The following is a 20,624-nucleotide window of genomic DNA, read 5'->3' on the forward strand; positions in this document are numbered from 1 at the left end:
GGCGCTAGGAAAGTCACCAAGGGGTGGTGGTGCCGGTGGAGTCGACGCCAGACAGGACCGTCAGGTCCGTGAGACCGCCCGCCGACGCGGAACTGCATCGGCGGCTGGTGTACGGGGACGAGTCCGCGCTGGCCGAGGCGTACACGGCGTACGGCGGACTGGTGCGCGCCGTCGCCGCACGCGTCACGCACAGCACGGCCGCCGCCGAGGACGTCGCCCAGGAGGTCTTCGCCCAGCTCTGGACCAGGCCGTACGCCTTCGACGCGCGCCGAGGCTCACTGCGCACCTGGCTGTCGATGCTCGCCCACCGGCGCGCCGTCGACTGGGTGCGCAGCGAGGCCCGGCACCGCAAGGACGCCCGCGCCGACGACTCCGCGCTGCACGCCATCCCCGACGCCTCACCCGGCCCCGACGAGACCGTCGTCCACCGCGAGCGCTCCCTGCAACTGCACACCGCCCTCGCCGAACTCCCGCAGCCCCAAAGGGAAGTCGTGCACCTCGCCTACTTCGCCGGCCGCACCTACCGGCAGGCTGCCGTCGAACTCGGCATCCCCGAGGGCACGGCGAAAACCCGTCTGCGCACGGCACTTCGCACCTTGGCGGAGACTTTGGCCGAGCCGCCCGACCCGGCACTGGAAAGAGGCGCATGATGACAGTGGCGGGCGAAGGAGGTGCGGGGTGACCAGGGATCACGAACACGAACACGATCACGAAGACGGCTACGAAGACGGACTCGAAGAGGGGCACGATCAAGAACACGAGGGCGTACGGGAGTTGCTGGCCGCCTGGGCCTTCGGCGCCCTGCAACCGGGCGACGAACGGACGGTCCGGCCGCATCTCGCCGAGTGCGCCGGCTGCGCGGCGGTGGCGGCACGGCTGAGAGAGACCGTGCGGTTGCTGGACGGGCCGTCCTCAGGTGTTCAGCCGGAAGGTGTCCCGTCGGAGGACTCCGCCGTGTCCCTGAACGGCAGTGCCCCCGCCCGGCTGCCGGAGGCGGGCGGCGTGCTCGCCCTCGCTTTCCGCTCCCGCCGCCCGGCCTCCGCCTCCACACCCGGCATCGCCCCGCACGCCGCCCCCTACGCCGCCGCCGTCTCCGCGCTCCAGGCGCTCCTGCGCGAACTGGACGGGGACGACCGGCACAGCGCCTGGGGTACGCCCGTCGTGCACGACTGGGACGTGCACGACACCGTCGCCCATCTGCTGGCCGCGGACGAGCCGTTGGCGTTGCGGCTCGGCTTGGACCCGCGCGTCCCCGGGACGGCCTCGCCGACCGGGGAGGACGCCGGGTGGGCGGACGCCTGGGCTGTGCGTACCGCTGAGGTGATCGCCCACGAGCGGCGCCGCGAAGCCCGGGAGACCGTCGCCGCCTGGGCCGCGCAGGCCGCCGCACTGCTCGCCACACCCGAGGCCCGCGACCCCGAACTCGCCTCCATCGCAACGACGTTGATGGGCGCCCGGCTGCCCGTCGCCGACCACTTCACCGTCCGCGCCTTCGAGGTGTGGATCCACACCGACGACATCGGGCGCGCCCTCGGCCTCGCCGTGCCGCCACCGCCCGAACCGCACCTGTGGCGGCTCGTCCACCTGGCCGTCCGGATCCTCGGCACGGCCCTGGGGCCCGACGCGCCCCCGGTCCTCTTCGCCGTCACCGGTGGAGCGGAGGAGTGGGTGCTGGGCTCGGAGGACGAGCCTGTACAGGCCGAACTCGTCCTGGATCCGGTCGACTTCTGCCTGCTCGTCGGCGGCCGGTACGCACCCGACGAGGTACCGCGCGGCGAGGCGGGCGACAGGGAGGCCGCACGCAACGTACTGGAGCGCGCGGCCTCCCTGGCCTGGCTCTGACGCCCTAAAAATCCCAGGAGCCCGAAGGACGTCACCTCACCGGAGTGAAGTCCCGCGCCCCGATGAACTCCGGCCTGCGCACCGGCGCCGCGAACGGCTCCACAGCCTCGTTCTCCACGCTGTTGAACACGATGAACACGTTGCTGCGCGGGAACGGTGTGATGTTGTCCCCGGAGCCGTGCATGCAGTTGCAGTCGAACCAGGTCGCCGAACCCGCCCTGCCCGTGAACAACTTGATGCCGTGCTCGCCGGCCAGCGAGGTCAGCGCCTCGTCGGACGGGGTGCCCGCGTCCTGCATCTGGAGCGACTTCTTGTAGTTGTCCTCGGGCGTCGCCCCCGCACAGCCGAGGAACGTGCGGTGCGAGCCCGGCATGATCATCAGGCCGCCGTTTGTGTCGAAGTTCTCGGTCAGCGCGATCGAGACGGACACCGTCCGCATGTTCGGCAGACCGTCCTCCGCGTGCCAGGTCTCGAAGTCGGAGTGCCAGTAGAAGCCACCCGCCCCGAACCCCGGCTTGACGTTGATCCGCGACTGGTGGACGTACACGTCGGAGCCGAGCAGCTGCCGGGCCCGCCCGACGACCCGCTCGTCCCGCACGAGCTGGGCGAACACCTCGCTGATCCGGTGGACCTCGAAGACCGACCGGATCTCCTTCGACTTCGGCTCGATGATCGACCGCTCGTCGGCCCGGACGGCCGGATCGGCGATCAGCCGCTCCAACTCGGCCCGGTAGAGCGCGACTTCGTCGTCGTCGATGAGCCGGTCGAGCGCCCGGAAGCCATCACGTTCGTACGCCATGAGATCGGCCTTGGCGAACGGCCCGGGCAGGTCCGGCGCACCCCAGATGACCGGGTCCTGGCGCGGCAATGACACCTCGGCGGCGCCACGGGTGGGGTACAGGTCGGTGAGGGTGGACGCGGTGGATGTGATGGACGTGGATGTCATGGGTGTCAGACCTCCTCGTGGTCGAAGCCGGGGTCGGGCTCGGGTTCCGTCAGCAGGGGATAGACGCCGTTCTCGTCGTGGTCCTCGCGGCCGGTCACGGGCGGGTTGAAGACGCACAGGCAGCGGAAGTCCGACTTGATCCGCATCGTGTGCCGCTCGTGCCCGTCGAGGAGGTACATGGTCCCGGGGGTGATCGTGTACGTCCGCCCGGTCTCGTCGTCGGTCAGCAGGGCCTCGCCCTCGACGCACACGACGGCCTCGACGTGGTTCGCGTACCACATCGACGTCTTCGTGCCCGCGTACAGGACGGTCTCGTGGAGCGAGAAGCCGACCCGCTCCTTGGCGAGGACGATGCGTTTGCTCTCCCAGGTGCCGGACGCGGCCCTCACATGCCGGTCGGTGCCTTCGATGTCCTTGAACGAACGGACGATCACGTGCTCAACAACCCCTTTCTCGGACGGACTTGACGGATCAGACGGTTTCCACGGTTTCGCGGACGGCCCGGGCCACGATCCGCAGCCCCTCGTCCAGTTCCCCGGGCGTGATCGTGAGCGCCGGCAGCAGCTTCATGACCTCGCCCTCCGGGCCGGACGTCTCGATGAGCAGCCCGAGTTCGAAGGCCCGCCGCGCGACCCGCTCGGCGCGCGCCTTCTCGTGGAACTCCATGCCCCACACCAGCCCGCGGCCCCGGTACTCCTTGATGTCGGCGAGGTTCTCCTCGGTGATCGAGATCAGCGCCTCCTCGACCTGCTCACCACGGGCGCGCGTCTGCTTCTCCATGGCGGAGCCGTCGGCCCAGTACGTCTCCAGCGCGGCGGCGGCCGTCACGAACGCCGGGTTGTTGCCGCGGAACGTGCCGTTGTGCTCGCCCGGCTCCCAGATGTCCAGCTCGGGCCTGAACAGGCAGAGGGACATGGGGAGTCCGTAGCCGCTGATGGACTTCGAGACGGTGACGATGTCGGGCACGATGCCCGACTCCTCGAAGGAGAAGAAGGCGCCGGTCCGCCCGCAGCCCATCTGGATGTCGTCGACGATCAGCAGCATGTCCTGCCGTGCGCACAGCTCGGCCAGCGCCCGCAGCCACTCCGGGCGCGCGACGTTGATGCCGCCCTCGCCCTGCACGGTCTCCACGATCACGGCGGCCGGCTTGTTGAGACCGGAGCCCTGGTCCTCCAACAGCCGCTCGAACCACAGGAAGTCGGGGACGGTCCCCTCGAAGTAGTTGTCGAACGGCATCGGCGTCCCGTGCACCAGCGGAACGCCCGCACCGGCCCGCTTGAAGGCGTTGCCGGTCACGGCGAGCGATCCGAGGGACATGCCGTGGAAGGCGTTGGTGAAGGACACGATGGCCTCCCGGCCCTTCACCTTCCGCGCCAACTTCAGTGCCGCCTCGACCGAGTTGGTGCCCGTCGGGCCCGGGAACATGACCTTGTACGGCAGTTCGCGGGGCCGCAGCACCAGCTCCTGGAAGGACTCCAGGAAGGCACGCTTGGCGGAGGTCGACATGTCGAGCCCGTGGGTGACGCCGTCCCGTTCCAGGTAGTCGATCAACGCCCGTTTGAGTACGGGGTTGTTGTGGCCGTAGTTGAGTGATCCGGCGCCCGCGAAGAAGTCGAGGTAGGCGTGGCCGTCCTCGTCGTACATACGGCTGCCCTGCGCACGGTCGAACACGGCGGGCCAGCTGCGGCAGTAGCTGCGGACCTCCGACTCGACGGTCTCGAAGACGCTCAGGTCGGGCTGGGTGATGGTCACGGCGGGAAACTCCTTGAGGTGGGGGGTGGGGGGAGATCAGCCGGAGAGGCCGGAAGGATCGTCAGGGCTGGAGAGAGGGCCGATGCGGTACAGGACCTCGGGGTCGTGGGACCCGTCCTTCGGGAACTGGCCCGTGTCGAACAGCACCTCGCGCTCGACGGGGGCGTCGTGGCGCTCGGCGAACGAGGTGAACAGTCGTTCCGAGGCGGTGTTGCCCGGCGTGATGGTGGTCTCGACGGCGGTGATCCCCTGTTCGCCGGCGACCCGCCGGGTCAGCCCGTCGAGCAGCGTGCCGGCTAGCCCGCGCCCCTGGTGGCCGGAGTCGACGGCCACCTGCCAGACGAGCAGGGTGTGCGGGAGGTCCGGCCGGACGTACCCGGTGACGAAGCCGACCGGTATGCCCTCGGGGTCCCGGGCGACGGCCGAGGTGGCGGCGAAGTCCCGGCACCAGAGCAGATAGCTGTACGACGAGTTGAGGTCGAGAACTTTCGAGTCCCTGGCGATCCGCCACAGCTCGGCCCCGTCGGCCACCACCGGGCGGTCTATTTGCAGGTCTGTCAGTACGGCACTCATGCAAATTGAACTTACCGACAGAAAATCAAAAATGCATCGCCGGTCAGGGTTACGTACGGGCGGGCGATGTGTTATCCAGTAGGCAGAGAAATGCCCGCTTTGCGTGGTAAATAACCAGACATAGCGGGCAGGTTGTTGGGTCCGTCACACTCATGTAATTTGCTTAATTCATTCGCGAAACCTTTGCGTTTAGGTCAATCAAAAGCGGGCAGAAGAATACGGGGAGCTGCCCGAATTGAATTGCCGAATTTCATTGCGCATTTACCAGGAATTCGCGACCGTCTGCCGAGCCCCCGCAACGTCCACCACGAGCCCCCGGTCCGCCAGCGCAGCGCCCAGCGCCGTCAGACTCCCGAGCACCGCCTCACGCGTCGCGTCCGCCCCGTAGTGGTTGACCCGGATCATCTCCTTGGCCAGCGCACCCCCGCCCGCCGCCAGCGGCAGCGCCGGATCGGCGGCCAGCGCGCTCGCCACCAGCTCCGACGCGACGACCCCGGAGGGTGCCCGCAGGGTCGTGGCGACCGGCGCCGCGTCCGCCGCCTCGTACACATACGGCTCAAGGCCGCCACCCAGCGCGAGCGCCCCCGCCCGGGTGGCCGCCGCCGCGGCGCGGTGCCGGGCGATCACCACGTCGAGCCCCGCGGCCTCGATCCGCTCCACGCACGCCTCCAGCGCGAGCATCTCCAGCTGGGCGGGAGCGTGCAGGAGCATGCGCCGGCCGCCGTCGATCCACCGCTCCTTCCAGTCGAGGAGCGAGAGGTACGACCGTCGCGGCGCCCCCGGATTCGCCGCCATCCGCGCCCACGCCCGCTCGCTCACCGACACCGCCGACACCCCGGCCGGCCCGCCCATCGCCTTCTGCGCCCCGATCACACACAGGTCGACACCCCACGCGTCCGGCAGCACCGGCTCGGCGCCGACCGACGCGACGGCGTCGAGATAGAAGAGGGCGCCCTGCTCCCGTACCACCTCGCCGATCTCCGCGACCGGGTTGGTGTTGCCGGTTGCCGCCTCCGCGTGCACCAGCGAGACGAAGTCGATCTCCGGGTGCTCGGCGAACGCCGCCCGGACCTGCGCGGCCGTGACCGCCGCGTGGAACGGCACCGCGAGGTCCACGACCGTCGCGCCGCAGTCCCGCAGCCAGTCGCCGAAGGTCTGCCCGTAGGGGCCCGTGACGATGTTGAGGGCCGTCGTGCCCGGACCCGCGGTACCCCTGATGGCACCCTCCAGGGGCAGCAGTGCCTCGCCCTGCATGATCACGACGTCCTGCTCGGTACCGAGCAGCCGCGCCACGCGGTCCTCGATCGACGCGAAGCGGGCGGCCGTCAGGGGCGCCAGGTCCAGGAAGGGATGCGTGGTCACGGAGGTGCTCTCTTCGCATAGCGGGGTAGGTAAGCCGAGTCGAGACTAGGGCCTGTCCGGCCGGAGGACTTCCTGGCCCTCGGCCTGGCGGGATGAGGGGCTGAGCGGCCTCGAAACCACAGGTGGCACGGCAGCACGACCATGGAAACGGTTTGAGAGAGTCAAACGTCTCCTTATAATCAGAACCCACAGTCCCCCCACAGGAGGTCCCCGTGAACACGGTGCTCGGACGACGGTCCCGCATCCTGGCCGCCACCACCGCGACGGCCGGGCTCCTGCTCGTGGCCGGCTGCTCCTCGGACGACGACGGCGGCAGCGCTGCGAAGACCGCCGCAGGCGGGGTCGAGGTCGTCAAGGCGGGACAGCTCACCGTCTGCACCCACCTGCCCTACCCGCCCTTCCAGTCGGAGATCGACGGCAAGGTGCAGGGCTTCGACGTGTCGCTCGTCGACCTCGTCGCCAAGAACCTCGGTGTGAAGCAGGAGATCCTCGACACGCCGTTCGAGAACTTCAAGACGGGCGCCTTCCTCAACGCGGGACAGTGCGACCTCGGCGCGGCCGGCATGACCATCACCGAGGAACGCAAGAAGAACGTCGACTTCTCCGACCCGTACTTCGCCGCCACGCAGGCCGTACTCGTCGACAAGAAGAGCGGCATCACCTCCTTCGACGGCCTCAAGGACAAGAAGGTCGGCGCCCAGGCACAGACGACCGGCGAGGACTACGCCAAGGAGAAGGGCCTCGACCCGGTCTCCTTCGAGGCCTCCGACGCCGTCCTCAACGGCCTGCGCACCGGACAGGTCGAGGCCGTGATCATCGACTACCCGGTCGTCCAGGGCTGGCTCAAGGACAAGGCCAACGCCGACGCCTTCACGGTGGTGGACAACCTCAACACCGGTGAGGAGTACGGCTTCACGGTGAAGAAGGGCAACACCAAGCTGCTCGCCGCCCTGAACAAGGCGATCACCGACGCGAAGGCCGACGGCACGTACAAGAAGCTGTACGAGCAGTGGATCGGCCCGTACGACGAGTCCGCGGCCTCCCCGTCCGCGTCATGACCGAGACGTCCAGAGAGCAGGTCCAGCCCCGCAAAAAGGGGTTGAGCCGCACCCAGAAGCGGGCGCTGTCCCGTGGCGCCCAGTACGCGCTGTTCGTCGCGGCCGTGGTCGCCTTCGCGGCCTCGGCCGACTGGGACCGGCTGCAGAACCAGTTCGCGCAGGCGGACCTGGCCGAGCAGATGTTCCCGGACATCATCACGCTGGCGCTCAAGAACACGGTCCTCTACACCCTGTCGGGCTTTGTCTTCGGCCTGGTGCTGGGGATGGCCGTCGCCCTGATGCGGCTGTCGTCCGTGGGCCCCTACCGCTGGGTCGCCGGCATCTACATCGAGATCTTCCGCGGCCTGCCGGCCCTGCTGATCTTCATCTTCGTGGGCGTGGCGGTACCGCTCGCCTTCCCCGGCACGGAGATCCCGGGCGGAACGTACGGCAAGGTGGCCCTCGCCCTCGGCCTGGTGTCGGCGGCGTACATGGCGGAGACGATCCGCGCGGGCATCCAGGCGGTGCCCAAGGGACAGATGGAGGCGGCCCGTTCACTGGGCTTCTCGCATGCGCGGGCCATGATCTCGATCATCATCCCGCAGGCGTTCCGGATCGTGATCCCGCCGCTCACCAACGAGTTGGTGCTCCTCTTCAAGGACTCCTCGCTGGTGCTGTTCCTCGGCGTCACCCTGGAGGAACGTGAACTGGCCAAGTTTGGCCGCGACTTGGCGAGCCAGACCGCCAACTCGACGCCGATCCTGGTGGCGGGCCTGTGCTATCTGCTGGTGACGGTGCCGCTGGGCCTCGTCGTGCGACGACTGGAGACGAAGGCGGGGGAGGCGACGAGATGAGCGACGGTACGAAGGACACGAACGTCAAGGACACGACCGTTCCGGAGATCGAAGTCCGGGACCTGTACAAGTCGTTCGGCGACAACGAGGTGCTGCGGGGCATCGACCTGGAGATCGGCCAGGGTGAGGTCGTGTGCGTGATCGGCCCGTCCGGCTCCGGCAAGTCGACCCTCCTGCGCTGTGTGAACCTGCTGGAGGAACCGACGAAGGGCCAGGTCTTCGTCGGCGGTACGGAGATCACGCACCCGGACGTCGACATCGACGCGGTCCGCCGCCGTATCGGCATGGTCTTCCAGCAGTTCAACCTCTTCCCGCACCTCACGGTGACGGAGAACCTGACCCTCCCGCAGCGCAGGGTGCTCAAGCGGGACAAGGCGGAGGCGGCGAGGGTGGCCGCCGAGAACCTGGAACGCGTGGGCCTGTCCGAGAAGGCGACCGCGTACCCCGCGTCCCTCTCCGGTGGCCAGCAGCAACGGGTCGCCATCGCAAGGGCGTTGGCGATGGGCCCGGAGGTCATGCTGTTCGACGAGCCGACGTCCGCACTCGACCCCGAACTCGTCGGGGACGTCCTGGCGGTGATGCGCAGACTGGCGAACGAGGGCATGACGATGATGGTCGTCACGCACGAGATGACGTTCGCCCGCGAGGTCGCCGACCGGGTCGTCTTCATGGACGGCGGAGTGATCGTCGAGGAGGGCACCCCCGCCCGGGTCATCACCGCCCCGAGCCACGAACGCACCCGCCACTTCCTCTCCCGCCTGCTGGATCCGGCGATGGCGGAGGTGGAGGAGGAGTCCTCGGATCAGGTGGGCGGCACGGCTGACTAATGTGCCCTGCATGAGCGATCAGACGGTGCTGCATGTGAAGGGGCGGGTGCTGGTCGGCCCGGAGGAGATCCGGGACGAACTGTGGGTGGTCGGCGGGCGGATCTCGTACGACCGTCCGTCCGGCGCCCGTGACATCCGTACGGTGACGGGCTGGGCGCTGCCCGGCCTGGTCGACGCGCACTGCCATGTGGGCCTGGGCCCGCACGGCGCGGTCGACGTCGATGTCGCCGAGAAACAGGCGCTGACGGACCGGGACGCGGGCACGCTGCTGATCCGCGACGCGGGCTCGCCCTCGGACACCCGCTGGACCGACGCCCGCGAGGACCTGCCGAAGATCATCCGAGCCGGGCGGCACATCGCCCGCACCCGCCGCTACATCCGGGGCTACGCCCACGAGATCGAGCCCGACGACCTGGTGGCGTACGTCGCCCAGGAGGCCCGGCGCGGCGACGGCTGGGTCAAGCTGGTGGGCGACTGGCTGGACCGGGGCACCGGCGACCTCTCCGCCTGCTGGCCGCGCGAGGCCGTGGAGGCGGCGATCGCGGAGGCCCACCGGCTGGGCGCGCGGGTCACGGCCCACTGCTTCGCGGAGGACTCTCTGCGGGACCTGGTCGAGGCGGGCATCGACTGCGTCGAGCACGCGACGGGCCTCACGGAGGACACGATCCCCCTGTTCGCCGCACGGGGCGTGGCGATCGTCCCGACCCTGGTGAACATCGCGACGTTCCCGAACCTGGCGGCATCCGGCGAGACCAAGTTCCCCGACTGGTCGGCCCACATGCGCCGCCTCCACGAACGCCGCTACGACACGGTGCGTTCCGCGTACGACGCGGGCATCCCGGTGTACGTCGGCACGGACGCCGGCGGCACGCTGCCGCACGGCCTGGTCGCGGCGGAGGTCGCGGAGCTGGTGACGGCCGGCATTCCGGCGCCGGCGGCCCTGTCGGCGACGACATGGGGCGCACGGGAGTGGCTGGGGCGGCCCGGGTTGGCGGAGGGGGCGGCGGCGGACCTGGTGGTGTACGAGAGCGATCCGCGCGCGGACGTACGGGTGCTGGGGGCGCCGCTGCGGGTGGTACTGAACGGGCGGATCGTGAGCTGAAGCAGTGAGCTGACACGGCCACCCGGGTGAATGTGGAGAACGTACGTGCCGTGTGATTCGAAGATCTGCGCGGAAACCTCACGTAGGGGTGAAGTCCCGTCAGATTGCTGACCGTTGACTGCCTGTACGTAATTCTTACCGGGTCCCAAGCGTGTCTCTTCCGAGGGGTCCCCAAACCGTGAACGCCAACAACTTCCGCCTGCCCGCACGCCGTCTGGCCACCGTCGCGGCGGCCACCGCCCTGGCCGCAGGCCCCGCGTCCCTGGCCCATGCGACGGAGGACCAGGGCCGCGCGAGCGCGGTCGTCCTGCGCACCGGGCTGAACGTGTCCCTCCTCAACAAGAGCGTGAACGTCCCGCTCGCGGTCGCACTGAACGAGGTGCAGGCACCCCAGAGCGCCGAACAGACGGCGCTGACCGCGAAGTTGGACGGTGTGGACGGGGGGAAGCCGTTCACGGTGCTGGGTGCGGAGGTCGCGGAGGCGAAGGCGACGGTGGCGGAGGGGAGGGCTGAGGCGTCGACGACCCTCGCGCACGCGAAGCTCCACGTCCCGGGCCTTCCGCTCCTCTCGCTGATCGAGGTCGAGCAGGTGACATCGAAGGCGACCTGCGTGGCGGGGGAGAAGCCGGTCGCCTCCGCCAACCTCCTGGGTTCGGTGACGGCTCTCGGCAAGAAGGTGACACTGACGCCGAGCGGTCCGGTCGTGGTGAAGGTGCCGGCTGTCGGCGAGGTCAGGCTGGCCCTGTCCCAGACGGAGACGACGACACGTACGGCCGCCGCGACCGCGCTCGAACTCACGGTGTCCGTCAACCCGTTGGACCTGAACGTGGCGGAGGTCGAGGGGACGGTGACACTGGCGAAGGCGACGTGCGAGGCGCCGGCCGTACAGGGGGCGCCGCCTGCTTCGCCCGCACCGGCTTCGGACGTGAAGCCCCAGGGGGCACCGGCCGAGGCGGGCCTCGCGGAGACGGGCGGCGGCTCGATGACGCCGTATCTGGCGGGCGGGGCGCTGGCGTTGCTCGCGGCGGGCGCGGGAGCGGTCGCACTGGCGCGCCGAGGCAAGAACTGACGCGGGGCCGGGTTTCTTCGCCCCCGCCGCCCTTACCCGTTCCCATCCCTGGGGGCTGCGCCCCCAGGGACAGGATGGGACGGGTAGGGGCGGCGGGGGCGAAGAAACTCACCGGCCAGCCAACATCACCGCCCGATCAAACGCCTGCAAAAACCCATTCACCGTCACCCGATCCCGCACCGCCACCCGCAACCACTCCTCCCCCAACCCAGGAAACGTGTCCCCCCGCCGCACCGCATACCCCAACCCCCGCAAATGCCCCCGCACCACATCCCCCCGAGGCACCCGCACCAACACGAACGACCCCTCCGCCGCCCCCACCACCCGCACCCCGTCAGACCCGAACTCAGCAAGCCCGGCCACAAGATGCGCCCGATCGGCGGCGATACGCCGCGCCGCCTCCTCCGCCTCCGCCAGCGCCCGCCCGGAAACACACGCCTCCGCCGCGGCCAACGCCGGCGTGGACACCGGCCACAACGGCTGCGCCCGCTCCAGCTCGACAATCGTCGACGGCGCCGCCAGCACGTACCCGATCCGCAGCCCCGCCAGCCCCCACGTCTTCGTCAGACTCCGCAGCACCACAAGCCCGGGCACATCCGTACGCCCGGCCAGCGCCTCCCGCTCACCCGGCACCGCGTCCATGAACGCCTCGTCGACCACCAACGTCCGCCCAGGACGCGCGAGTTGGGCGATGACGCCCGCCGGATGCAGCACCGACGTCGGATTCGTCGGATTGCCGATCACCACCAGGTCCGCGTCCTCGGGCACGAGCCCCGGGTCCAGCCGGAACCCGTCCTCCGCCTGCAACAGCACCCGCTCCACGGCATGCCCGGCTTCCCGCAACGCCGCCTCCGGCTCCGTGAACTGCGGATGCACGACCACCGGCCGGCGTACCTCCAGCGCACGCGCCAGCAGCACGAAGGCCTCCGCGGCCCCGGCGGTGAGCAGCACCCGCTCCACCGGGACCCCGTGCCGGGCCGCCACCGCCGCCCGCGCGGCCCGCCCGTCGGGGTACGCGGCGAGCCCGTCCAGCGACCCGGCGATGTGCTCGCGCAGCCAGGCCGGGGGAGCGCCGGCCCGGACGTTCACGGCGAGGTCGACCAACTTGGCGCCGTCGTCACGTACTTCGGCGTCCCCGTGGTGCCGCAGATCGTGCGTGTCTGTACCGATGCCGGTATCAGTGTCTCTGTCAGTGCGCATGAGTGTGCGAGTGCCCGTGTGAGTGCTGCCCATGATGCTGACTGTCGTGGTGGCCGTCGTGATGGCCGTCGTCGTCCGGATGGAAGTGCGGCTGCTGAGGCATCCCGACCTTGTCCTCGAAACCGGGCAGCGCGATCCGGTACACGCACGAGTCGCAGTTCATCCGCAGATCCCCGCGCACGGCCTCCCGGTACCGCTCCATCACCAGATCGAGCAACTCCGGCTCCGGGCCGATGACTTCGGCGGACCGCACCTCGACCTCCGGGTGCGCGGCGGCCCAGCCCTCGGTCTGCTGCCGCACCCGGTCCGGCAGGATCCCGGTGAACAGGAAGTAGGGCAGGACCACGATCCTGCGCGCCCCCAACCGCACACACCGGTCGAGCCCCGACGGCACGTCCGGCGCCGCCAGCGACACGAACGCCGTCTCCACACCGGCGTACCCACGCCCCTCCCACAGCAGCCGCGCCGCCTTGAGCACCTCGGCGTTGGCGTCCGGGTCGGTGGAGCCGCGCCCCACCAGCAGCACGGTCACGTCGGCCCGGTCGGCGGGCGTCCGTGTCCCGGCGCCTCCCAGCGCCTCCTCCAGACGTCGTTCCAGAACGGCCAGCAGCGCCGGGTGCGGGCCCAGCGGACGCCCGTACGTGTACGAGATCCCCGGGTGCCGTTCCTTCTCGCGGGACAGCGCCGCCGGGATGTCCCCCTTGGCGTGCCCGGCGGACACCAGCATCAGCGGAACGGCGGCGAACCTCCGTACCCCCCGCTCCACCAGCTCGGTCACAGCATCGCCCAGCGGCGGCGGCGACAGCTCGATGAAGCCGCCGGCGACGGGCAGTTCGGGGTTACGGCGCCCCAACTCCCGTACGAAGTCACGGAAGGCCTCGGCCCCGGCCTCGTCCCGGGTGCCGTGGCCGGCGATGAGCAGGGCGGGCGGCGGGGTGGTCACGATTTCTCCTCAAGCGTTGAAACGGACTGTGAAGTGGGTTGGAACTTGGAAGTGGGCTGGAACTCAAGGGGGTTGAGAGGGGAGCCGGTCGGCGACCCCGTCAGGGCGTTCACCGCTCCGTCGCCTCCTGCCAGCGATACCCGCGAGGCGTCACCATACGGCCCGCGATGTTCCGCGTCGCGGTGTTGCCGACGGTCACGACCGTCATCATGTCGACCGTCGCCGGGTCGAGGCCGGCCAGCGTCGTGACGCGGCTGGACTCGTCGGGCCGCGACGCGTTCCGTACGACACCCACGGGCGTCGTCGGCTCCCGGTGCGCGCCGAGGACGGCGAGCGCCTTGGGCAGCTGCCAGTCACGGCCCCGGCTGCGCGGGTTGTAGAACGTCACGACGATGTCCGCCTCGGCCGCCGCCCGCACCCGCCGCTCGATGACCTCCCAGGGCGTGTGCAGATCGGACAGGCTGATGGAGACATGGTCGTGGCCGAGCGGGGCCCCGAGGATCGCCCCGGCGGCGAGGGCCGCCGTGACGCCCGGTACCCCGACCACGTCGATGTCGTCGGAGGCCTCGGCGAGCGCGGGCGACGCCATCGCGTACACGCCCGCGTCCCCGCTGCCGATCAGCGCGACCGCCTGCCCCTTCCGGGCCTCGGCCACCGCCGTCCGCGCCCGCTCCTCCTCGGCCCCGAGCCCCGACTCCAGGACGCGGGTACCGGGCCGCAGCAGATCACGGATCTGGTCGACGTACTGATCGAGCCCGACGAGCACGGACGCCCGCCGCAACTCCGCCTCGGCACGCGGCGTCAGCAGATCCCGCGCCCCCGGCCCGAGCCCGACCACCGCGAGCCGCCCGCGCCCCGGCCGCCGTACGACGGCACAGGTCGCCATGGCCGGCGCCCCGTCCGCCCGCTCCGACTTCCTTTTGGGTACGAGGAGTTCGCCCCCGCCGACCAGCGCCGCGGCCTCCGCCACGGACGGCGTACCGACGGCGGCGAGCGGCGCGGCGGACGGATTCGGCACGTCGACCTCGGCCAACTCGGCGGCGGAGTACGTCAGTACAGGCACCCCGAGCCGCCCGGCGGCCCCGACGATCCCCGGCTCGCCCGCCTTCGCGTCGACGGTGGCCAGCGCGCCGACGGAGGCCACCGAGAGCCCCGCGTCCGCCAACGCGCCCTGAACCAGCCCCAGTACCTCGTCCTCGGGGGCCCCCTTCGAGGCGCCCACACCGACGACGAGGGACGGCGGCCGGAGGACGACCTCGGACCCGGCCGGCTCAAAGGCCCTGTCCGTCACCCGGATCGTCGGCCCACCACCGCTCTCCGCGCCTGCCGCACTCCCGACATTCGACGGCAGCGCGGGCAGCGGCCAGCTCAACTCCAGGTCCAGCGCCACGGGTTCACCGTCGAGCAGCGCCCGCGAGACCCCGGCGACATCCCCCTCCACGGGCATCCCGAGCGTGTCGAGGCCCGGCACCCCCACGGCGTCCGTCGCGGTGGTCACCACCGGCTCCGCACCCAGCAACTTCCCCACCGCACGGGCGAGTTCATTGGCCCCGCCGCCGTGCCCGCCGACCAGCGAGACGGCGAACCGCCCGCCCTCGTCGACGCACACCACACCCGGGTCGGACGCCTTGTCGGACAGCAGCGGCGCCACCAGCCGTACGACCGCCCCCGTGGCCAGGAAGCACACGAGCTGCTCGCACTCGCCGAACGCGCGCCGGACGGCGTCGGCGACCGGCCCCTCGTACACACGCGTACGGTCGGGCCAGGCGGCGGCAAGCCGATCACGCGCCGCCGCGCCCGCCGCCGTCGCGGAAATCAGGCCGATCACAGAGCAACTCCTTCTTCGTCCATGTGTGTTGCGGGGCGCGTGCCCCACAGCAGGAAAACGGGATTGGTCGCCGCGAGGCGGGTCACCCCACCCGGCAGGGGTGCCAGTCGGGACGACTGGAGCAGGACGCCGTCGCAGTCGAGTCCGGCCCCGGTGAGCGCCTCGCGCACCGCCGGTACCCGGTCGAGGGCGGCCAGCGCGACCACCACCGTCCGCCGGGCCCGCCGCGCACACGCGGTGACGATGGCGGGCAGCTCGCGCCCGCCCCCACCGATGAACACGGCGTCGGGATCGGAGAGTTCGTGGGCGGGAGCGGGCAGGTCATCGGGCGCGACCCCCTCCACCACCCGCACATCGACACCGTGCGCGGCGGCGTTGGCCCGCACCCGCTCCGCCCCGTCCGGCGTCTTCTCGACGGCGACGACGGCGGCCCCGAGCCGCGCGCACTCCACGGCCACCGACCCCGAGCCCGCGCCGATGTCCCAGACCAGATCGCCGAGGCGCGGCCCGAGCCGGGCCAGCGCCAGGGCCCGTACCTCGAACTTGGTGATCATCGAGTCCCGGTGGGCGAACTCGCCCTCGTCCAGGGCCCATTGACCGGGACCGACGGACTCCCCGGCGACCGTGACGCGCACCGGCGCGAGAACCCGCGCCTCATCGAGACACAGCACCACACTCACCGCGTCGCCCCAGTCCCGCGCCGCCGCCTCGGCGGGCGTGACCCGCTCGACGCGTTCGAGGACGGGGTCACCCAGCGCGGAGGCGACAACGAGAACACGCGCCCCCGGACCGTCGGCCAAGGCCGCGCCCAACTCGGCGGGCCCGGCGCCTGGCCCGGTCAGTACGGCCACCTTGGGCCGCGCCCGGCACACGTTCACCGCCGTACGCAGCGCACGCCCATGCGCGCTGACGACCACCGCGTCGTCCCAGGTCAGCCCGGTCCGCGCGAACGCCGCCGCGACGGAGGACACCCCCGGCCGGACATCGAGCCGCCCGGCCCCGAACCGCTCGGCCAGCGCCCGTACGATCCCGAAGAACCCGGGATCACCGGAGGCGAGCACGACAACGGGCCGCTCCTTCCCGGCGTACTCCTCGATGACGTCGAGGGCAGGCGCCAGCGCCCCGAGGACGACCTGTTCCGCGTCCTCGGGCACCGGGGCCGCCGCCAGATGCCGCCGGGCACCCACGACCAGCGCGGCCCCCGCGACGGCGGCCAGGGCCTCCGGGGAAAGCGGCGCCCCCGTCCCCGTACCGATGACCGTGATCACGTACTCGCCCCTCGCTCGCGCAGCGCCCGGCGGGCGGCCGGGTCGGCCTTGCGGAAGCCGTGGAAGTGGCCGGGGTGGTAGAGGTGCGAGCGGGTGCCGCTGGCGTCGAGGGCCGGGCCGACCAGGAACAAGGTGTGCTTCCACAGCTTGTGCTCCTTGACCGTCTCCTCCAGCGTCTCGATCGTGCATCGCACGACCAGCTCCTCGGGCCAGGTCGCCTGATAGGCGATGACGACCGCCGTCGAGGTCGGATAGCCACCTTCCAGCAGCTCCCGCACCAGCTGCCCACTGCGCGCGGCGGAGAGGAAGATCGCCATGGTGGTCCCGTGCCGGGCGAACTCGCGCACCTCCTCGCCCGGCGGCATGGGGGTCTTGCCGCCGCCCAGCCGGGTGAGGATCACGGACTGCGCGACCTCGGGAATGGTCAGCTCACGCTGGGCGAGGGCGGCGACTGCGGAGAAGGAGGAGACCCCGGGCACGATCTCGGTCTCGATCCCGATCTCGGCACACCGGTCGACCTGCTCCTGCGTACCGCCCCAGAGCGCCGGATCGCCGGAGTGGATACGGGCCACCCGCAGACCCTCGCGCACGGCACGCTCGTACACGGCGACGACGTCTTCGAGCGACATCGTCGCCGAGTCGAGGATCTCCGCCCCCTCGCGCGCATGTTCGAGCACCGCCTCCTGTACGAGGCTGGCCGCCCAGATCACGACATCCGCCTCGGCGATGGCACGGGCGGCGCGGAAGGTCAGCAGATCGGCGGCGCCGGGGCCGGCACCGACGAACGTCACCTTGCCGGTGGGAGCGCCAGTGGGAACGTCGGCCGTGGGAGCCATGGGACGGGATCCTCTCGTACGGAACATGCTGCGTGAACCAGTGGACTAGGGGGACTTCAGGGAAGTCGGAGGTGCGCGAAGGCGGGTTGATCGGATAGCAAGAGCACATGGCGGTCTTCGTCGCGCTCGGCGCGTTCCTGATGACGCTGGCCGGCGGCTGGACGGCACTGCGTGTGACCGACCGCCGCCATCTCGTCCTGGGCCTGGCCGGCGGCCTGATGCTGGGCGTGGTCGGCCTCGACCTGCTGCCGGAGGCACTGGACGCGGCGGGCGAGGAGGTGTTCGGCGTACCGGCCGCGCTGCTGCTGTTCGTGACCGGCTTCCTGCTGGCCCATCTGGTGGAACGTCTGCTGGCGGTACGACAGGCGGCGCACGGCGCGGGCACGGGCACCGGGGAACACAACGGCCGGACGCCCCAGGTCGGTCTGACGGCCGCCGCGGCCATGGTCGGCCACAGCGCGATGGACGGCGTCGCGATCGGCGCCGCCTTCCAGGTGGGCGGCGGTATGGGCCTCGCGGTCGCACTCGCCGTGATCGCCCATGACTTCGCCGACGGCTTCAACACGTACACGATCACGAGCCTGTACGGGAACGCCCGCCGCAAGGCCCTGGCCATGCTGTTCGCCGACGCGGCGGCACCGGTGGCGGGCGCGGCCTCGACCCTTCTCTTCACGATCCCCGAACAGGCGCTCGGTTGTTATCTCGGCCTTTTCGGCGGCGTCCTGCTCTATCTCGCAGCCGCCGAGATCCTCCCCGAGGCCCACCACGAACACCCCGCCCACTCGACGGTGCTGTGCACGGTCGCGGGCGTGGCGTTCATCTGGCTGGTGGTGGGCGTATCGGGCTGAGCCGTTCACAATTTCCCGCCCCGCCCGCCGTCGCGCGGCGCAGGCGCGATAAGAGTGGAGAGATAGGGGAGAGGGGCGCCGTCGAGTTCACCGGCGGGCCGGATGGACTCGTCCGCCAGCCCGAGAGCCGACCCCCACACGGCGTCGTCGATCCGCCCGCTCTCCCGCAGGGCCTCGGCGACCTCCTGGGCCTGCCGTCCGAACTTGTACGCCACGACCGTGCCGGGCCCGGCGAGGGCGTCCTTGAGCGTGGCAGCCCCGGCGGTGACGGGCACGAGGGTGAGCGGCTCGGTGCCTTCGGTGAGCACGGCACCGGACCGCGCCGCCAGATCCTGCATGGCGGTGATACCGGGAACGGTCTCGATGACGACGCCGGTCACCAGCTCCCCGATCGTCTGCGCGAGATAGGTGAACGTCGAGTACACGTTGGGATCACCGATGGTCGCGAACGCGACGACCGAGTGCGCCCCGAGCAACTCGGCGACCCGGGCACCGGCGGCATCCCAGGCAGCCTCGCGCCGCGCACGGTCGGACCGTTCATTGAGCGCGAAGACGACCCGGACGACCTTCTCCACGGGCACGTAGTGCAACACGGTGGCCTCGGCACGCCCCCGCTCACCCGTATCCATCACCGGTACGACGACCACATCGGCGGCACGCAACGCGTTGACGCCCTTCACGGTCACCAGCTCGGGATCACCGGGCCCGACCCCCACACCGACAAGCCTGCTGCTGCTCTCGCTGCTCATGACGTCCGGCACCTTTCCACGAACCGACGGGCGACACCGGGCTCAGACGCCCAGTGCGTGTGCAAATAGCTTGCGTGCACACCGCGCTGTACAAAACCCTCGACCCGCCGGGCAGGCGCGCGCACACCCCAAGCGGGCTCCGCCCCCGCCCCGGGCTCCACGACGGTCCGATGGAACTCGTGCCCGCGCATCCGGGTACCGGCGACGGCGAGGACACTGTCACTGACGGCCACGGCATCCCGATAGCCGAGGGTGAGCCGCTCACTCATCCGAGCGTCGGCATCGAGCACCCCGCACATCGGCAGCCCGTCCAACTCCCGGCACAGATACAGCAACCCGGCACACTCGGCGGCAACGGGCGCACCGCTCTCCGCGAGGGCGGCGACGGACTTGCGCAGCGGCTCGTTGGCGGACAACTCAGCGCCATAGACCTCGGGAAACCCACCCCCGATGACCAACCCGCGCGTCCCGTCAGGCAGTTGCTCATCCCGAAGCGGATCGAACACGACGACGTCGGCCCCGGCGGCCCGCAACAACTCGGCATGCTCGGCATAGGAGAAGGTAAAGGCGGCGCCGCCGGCAAGAGCGACGACCGGCGCACTCAGCCCGCCCGGCGTCGTGAGGTTACGTTGCCCAGGCCGTGCTTCCCACTCACCCGCCCCCGCCGCATTTCCAGCCCGGCCGGCACCCCCCAGCCCGTCCGGCGTTTGAGGACGAGGCCGTTCAGGCCGACAGCGGGGGTCTGGGGGCGCAGCCCCCAGGGATGGGACGGGTAGGGGCGGCGGGGGCGAAGCTGTATCCCTCAGCGGCTCCGCCGCGGGCAAAACCTCAGCCGCATCCCAAGCCGCACAAGACAACGCACCCGCACTCCGCGCCAACCCCATCAACGCCTCAAGATCACACCCGGCCTCGACCTGCGCGGCCATCGCGGCCACAGCCTCCACAGCCGCCCCCCGCCGCTCAGCCACAGGCACCAACCCCAGATGCCGAGAAGGCACATCCACCTGCGGAACCCGCCGAAGCACCCCCAACACAGGCACCCCCACCGACTCCAACGCCTCCCGCAACATCTCCTCATGCCGATCCGACGCGACCTTGTTGAGAATCACGCCCCCGACCCGCACCTCCGGATCCCACGACACGAACCCGTGCACCAGCGCCGCCACGGACCGAGACTGCGAAGACGCGTCCACCACCAACACCACCGGCGCCCGCAACAACTTCGCCACCTGAGCCGTGGACGCCAGTTCACCTTCCCCCGCGGCCCCGTCGTACAGCCCCATCACACCCTCGACCACGGCGATGTCACACCCACGCGCCCCATGCACGAACAACGGCCCGACCAACTCGGCCCCGCACATGTACGCGTCGAGATTCCGCCCCACCCGCCCGGTGGCGAGCGCGTGATACCCGGGATCGATGTAGTCCGGCCCGACCTTGTGCGGAGACACGGCAAACCCCCGCGAGGCGAACGCGGCCATCAACCCCGTGGCGACGGTGGTCTTGCCGCTGCCGGAGGAGGGCGCGGCAACAACGAGCCGAGGCACGGAGGCCGAGACCGATGAGGACGACGAGGAAGTCAGCACGG

Annotated in this window: 20 protein-coding genes; 8 read left to right on the plus strand and 12 right to left on the minus strand. The window is 70.8% G+C overall.

The window, feature by feature from the left end:
• The first annotated feature begins 23 nt into the window (after positions 1-23).
• Together ACWDR4_RS31855 and ACWDR4_RS31860 are read left to right on the plus strand one after the other, a co-directional pair.
• Positions 24-650: an RNA polymerase sigma factor gene (locus tag ACWDR4_RS31855; RefSeq protein WP_450413577.1), complete on the plus strand. Its 627-nt coding sequence runs from the start codon at positions 24-26 to the stop codon at positions 648-650.
• A gap of 124 nt (positions 651-774) precedes the next feature.
• Positions 775-1,842 carry a maleylpyruvate isomerase family mycothiol-dependent enzyme gene (locus ACWDR4_RS31860; RefSeq protein ID WP_450413606.1) on the plus strand — a complete coding sequence of 356 codons (1,068 nt, stop codon included), beginning with the start codon at positions 775-777 and terminating at the stop codon, positions 1,840-1,842.
• A 31-nt stretch (positions 1,843-1,873) separates the two neighbouring features.
• Here the strand turns inward: ACWDR4_RS31860 and thpD are convergent, their stop codons facing one another.
• The 5 genes from thpD to ACWDR4_RS31885 all read right to left on the minus strand — a co-directional run bounded on the left by thpD (position 1,874) and on the right by ACWDR4_RS31885 (position 6,475).
• A complete protein-coding gene (gene thpD, locus ACWDR4_RS31865) occupies positions 1,874-2,788 on the minus strand; it encodes an ectoine hydroxylase (protein WP_450413578.1) in 915 nt (304 codons plus the stop codon).
• A gap of 5 nt (positions 2,789-2,793) precedes the next feature.
• Positions 2,794-3,222: an ectoine synthase gene (locus tag ACWDR4_RS31870; RefSeq protein ID WP_450413579.1), complete on the minus strand. Its 429-nt coding sequence runs from the start codon at positions 3,220-3,222 to the stop codon at positions 2,794-2,796.
• Positions 3,223-3,259: 37 nt separating this feature from the next.
• The gene (gene ectB, locus ACWDR4_RS31875) at positions 3,260-4,540 is read right to left on the minus strand and encodes a diaminobutyrate--2-oxoglutarate transaminase (RefSeq protein ID WP_450413580.1); all 1,281 of its coding nucleotides are present in this window, start codon (positions 4,538-4,540) and stop codon (positions 3,260-3,262) included.
• A gap of 36 nt (positions 4,541-4,576) precedes the next feature.
• Entirely contained in the window at positions 4,577-5,113 is a 537-nt protein-coding gene (gene ectA / locus ACWDR4_RS31880; RefSeq protein WP_450413581.1) for a diaminobutyrate acetyltransferase, read from the minus strand.
• 261 nt (positions 5,114-5,374) lie between these two features.
• Positions 5,375-6,475 carry a pyridoxal-phosphate-dependent aminotransferase family protein gene (locus tag ACWDR4_RS31885; protein WP_450413582.1) on the minus strand — a complete coding sequence of 367 codons (1,101 nt, stop codon included), beginning with the start codon at positions 6,473-6,475 and terminating at the stop codon, positions 5,375-5,377.
• 212 nt (positions 6,476-6,687) lie between these two features.
• Between ACWDR4_RS31885 and ACWDR4_RS31890 the strand changes: the two genes are divergently transcribed.
• From ACWDR4_RS31890 to ACWDR4_RS31910, 5 genes are all read left to right on the plus strand, one after another.
• The gene (locus ACWDR4_RS31890; protein ID WP_450413583.1) at positions 6,688-7,533 is read left to right on the plus strand and encodes a transporter substrate-binding domain-containing protein; all 846 of its coding nucleotides are present in this window, start codon (positions 6,688-6,690) and stop codon (positions 7,531-7,533) included.
• Complete coding sequence (locus ACWDR4_RS31895) at positions 7,530-8,366, plus strand: amino acid ABC transporter permease (protein WP_450413584.1); 837 nt, start codon at positions 7,530-7,532, stop codon at positions 8,364-8,366. Before ACWDR4_RS31890 ends, ACWDR4_RS31895 begins: the two co-directional genes overlap by 4 nt.
• Entirely contained in the window at positions 8,363-9,193 is an 831-nt protein-coding gene (locus tag ACWDR4_RS31900) for an amino acid ABC transporter ATP-binding protein (RefSeq protein ID WP_450413585.1), read from the plus strand. Before ACWDR4_RS31895 ends, ACWDR4_RS31900 begins: the two co-directional genes overlap by 4 nt.
• 10 nt (positions 9,194-9,203) lie before the next feature.
• Positions 9,204-10,295: an amidohydrolase family protein gene (locus tag ACWDR4_RS31905; protein WP_450413586.1), complete on the plus strand. Its 1,092-nt coding sequence runs from the start codon at positions 9,204-9,206 to the stop codon at positions 10,293-10,295.
• Positions 10,296-10,473: 178 nt separating this feature from the next.
• Complete coding sequence (locus ACWDR4_RS31910; RefSeq protein ID WP_450413587.1) at positions 10,474-11,364, plus strand: SCO1860 family LAETG-anchored protein; 891 nt, start codon at positions 10,474-10,476, stop codon at positions 11,362-11,364.
• A 108-nt stretch (positions 11,365-11,472) separates the two neighbouring features.
• Here the strand turns inward: ACWDR4_RS31910 and cobC are convergent, their stop codons facing one another.
• From cobC to cobM, 5 genes are all read right to left on the minus strand, one after another.
• Positions 11,473-12,564, minus strand: a complete 1,092-nt coding sequence (gene cobC, locus ACWDR4_RS31915) for an Rv2231c family pyridoxal phosphate-dependent protein CobC (RefSeq protein ID WP_450413588.1) — start codon at positions 12,562-12,564, stop codon at positions 11,473-11,475.
• Positions 12,554-13,507, minus strand: a complete 954-nt coding sequence (locus tag ACWDR4_RS31920; protein WP_450413589.1) for a sirohydrochlorin chelatase — start codon at positions 13,505-13,507, stop codon at positions 12,554-12,556. The genes cobC and ACWDR4_RS31920 overlap by 11 nt, the downstream gene beginning before the upstream one ends.
• A 109-nt stretch (positions 13,508-13,616) precedes the next feature.
• Positions 13,617-15,335 carry a precorrin-3B C(17)-methyltransferase gene (gene cobJ, locus ACWDR4_RS31925; RefSeq protein WP_450413590.1) on the minus strand — a complete coding sequence of 573 codons (1,719 nt, stop codon included), beginning with the start codon at positions 15,333-15,335 and terminating at the stop codon, positions 13,617-13,619.
• Positions 15,332-16,603, minus strand: coding sequence for a precorrin-6y C5,15-methyltransferase (decarboxylating) subunit CbiE (cbiE, locus tag ACWDR4_RS31930; RefSeq protein ID WP_450413591.1), 1,272 nt, complete (start codon positions 16,601-16,603; stop codon positions 15,332-15,334). The genes cobJ and cbiE overlap by 4 nt, the downstream gene beginning before the upstream one ends.
• Positions 16,600-17,439, minus strand: coding sequence for a precorrin-4 C(11)-methyltransferase (cobM, locus tag ACWDR4_RS31935; protein ID WP_450413592.1), 840 nt, complete (start codon positions 17,437-17,439; stop codon positions 16,600-16,602). Before cobM ends, cbiE begins: the two co-directional genes overlap by 4 nt.
• A gap of 107 nt (positions 17,440-17,546) precedes the next feature.
• Between cobM and ACWDR4_RS31940 the strand changes: the two genes are divergently transcribed.
• On the plus strand, positions 17,547-18,287 hold the full coding sequence (locus tag ACWDR4_RS31940; RefSeq protein WP_450413593.1) for a ZIP family metal transporter: 741 nt from the start codon (positions 17,547-17,549) through the stop codon (positions 18,285-18,287).
• Positions 18,288-18,292: 5 nt separating this feature from the next.
• Here the strand turns inward: ACWDR4_RS31940 and cobI are convergent, their stop codons facing one another.
• Together cobI and ACWDR4_RS31950 are read right to left on the minus strand one after the other, a co-directional pair.
• The gene (gene cobI / locus ACWDR4_RS31945) at positions 18,293-19,048 is read right to left on the minus strand and encodes a precorrin-2 C(20)-methyltransferase (protein ID WP_450413594.1); all 756 of its coding nucleotides are present in this window, start codon (positions 19,046-19,048) and stop codon (positions 18,293-18,295) included.
• A complete protein-coding gene (locus ACWDR4_RS31950; protein WP_450413595.1) occupies positions 19,033-20,622 on the minus strand; it encodes a cobyrinate a,c-diamide synthase in 1,590 nt (529 codons plus the stop codon). Before ACWDR4_RS31950 ends, cobI begins: the two co-directional genes overlap by 16 nt.
• Between the last annotated feature and the right edge of the window lie 2 nt (positions 20,623-20,624).

The organism is Streptomyces sp. NPDC000878, from assembly GCF_053599695.1.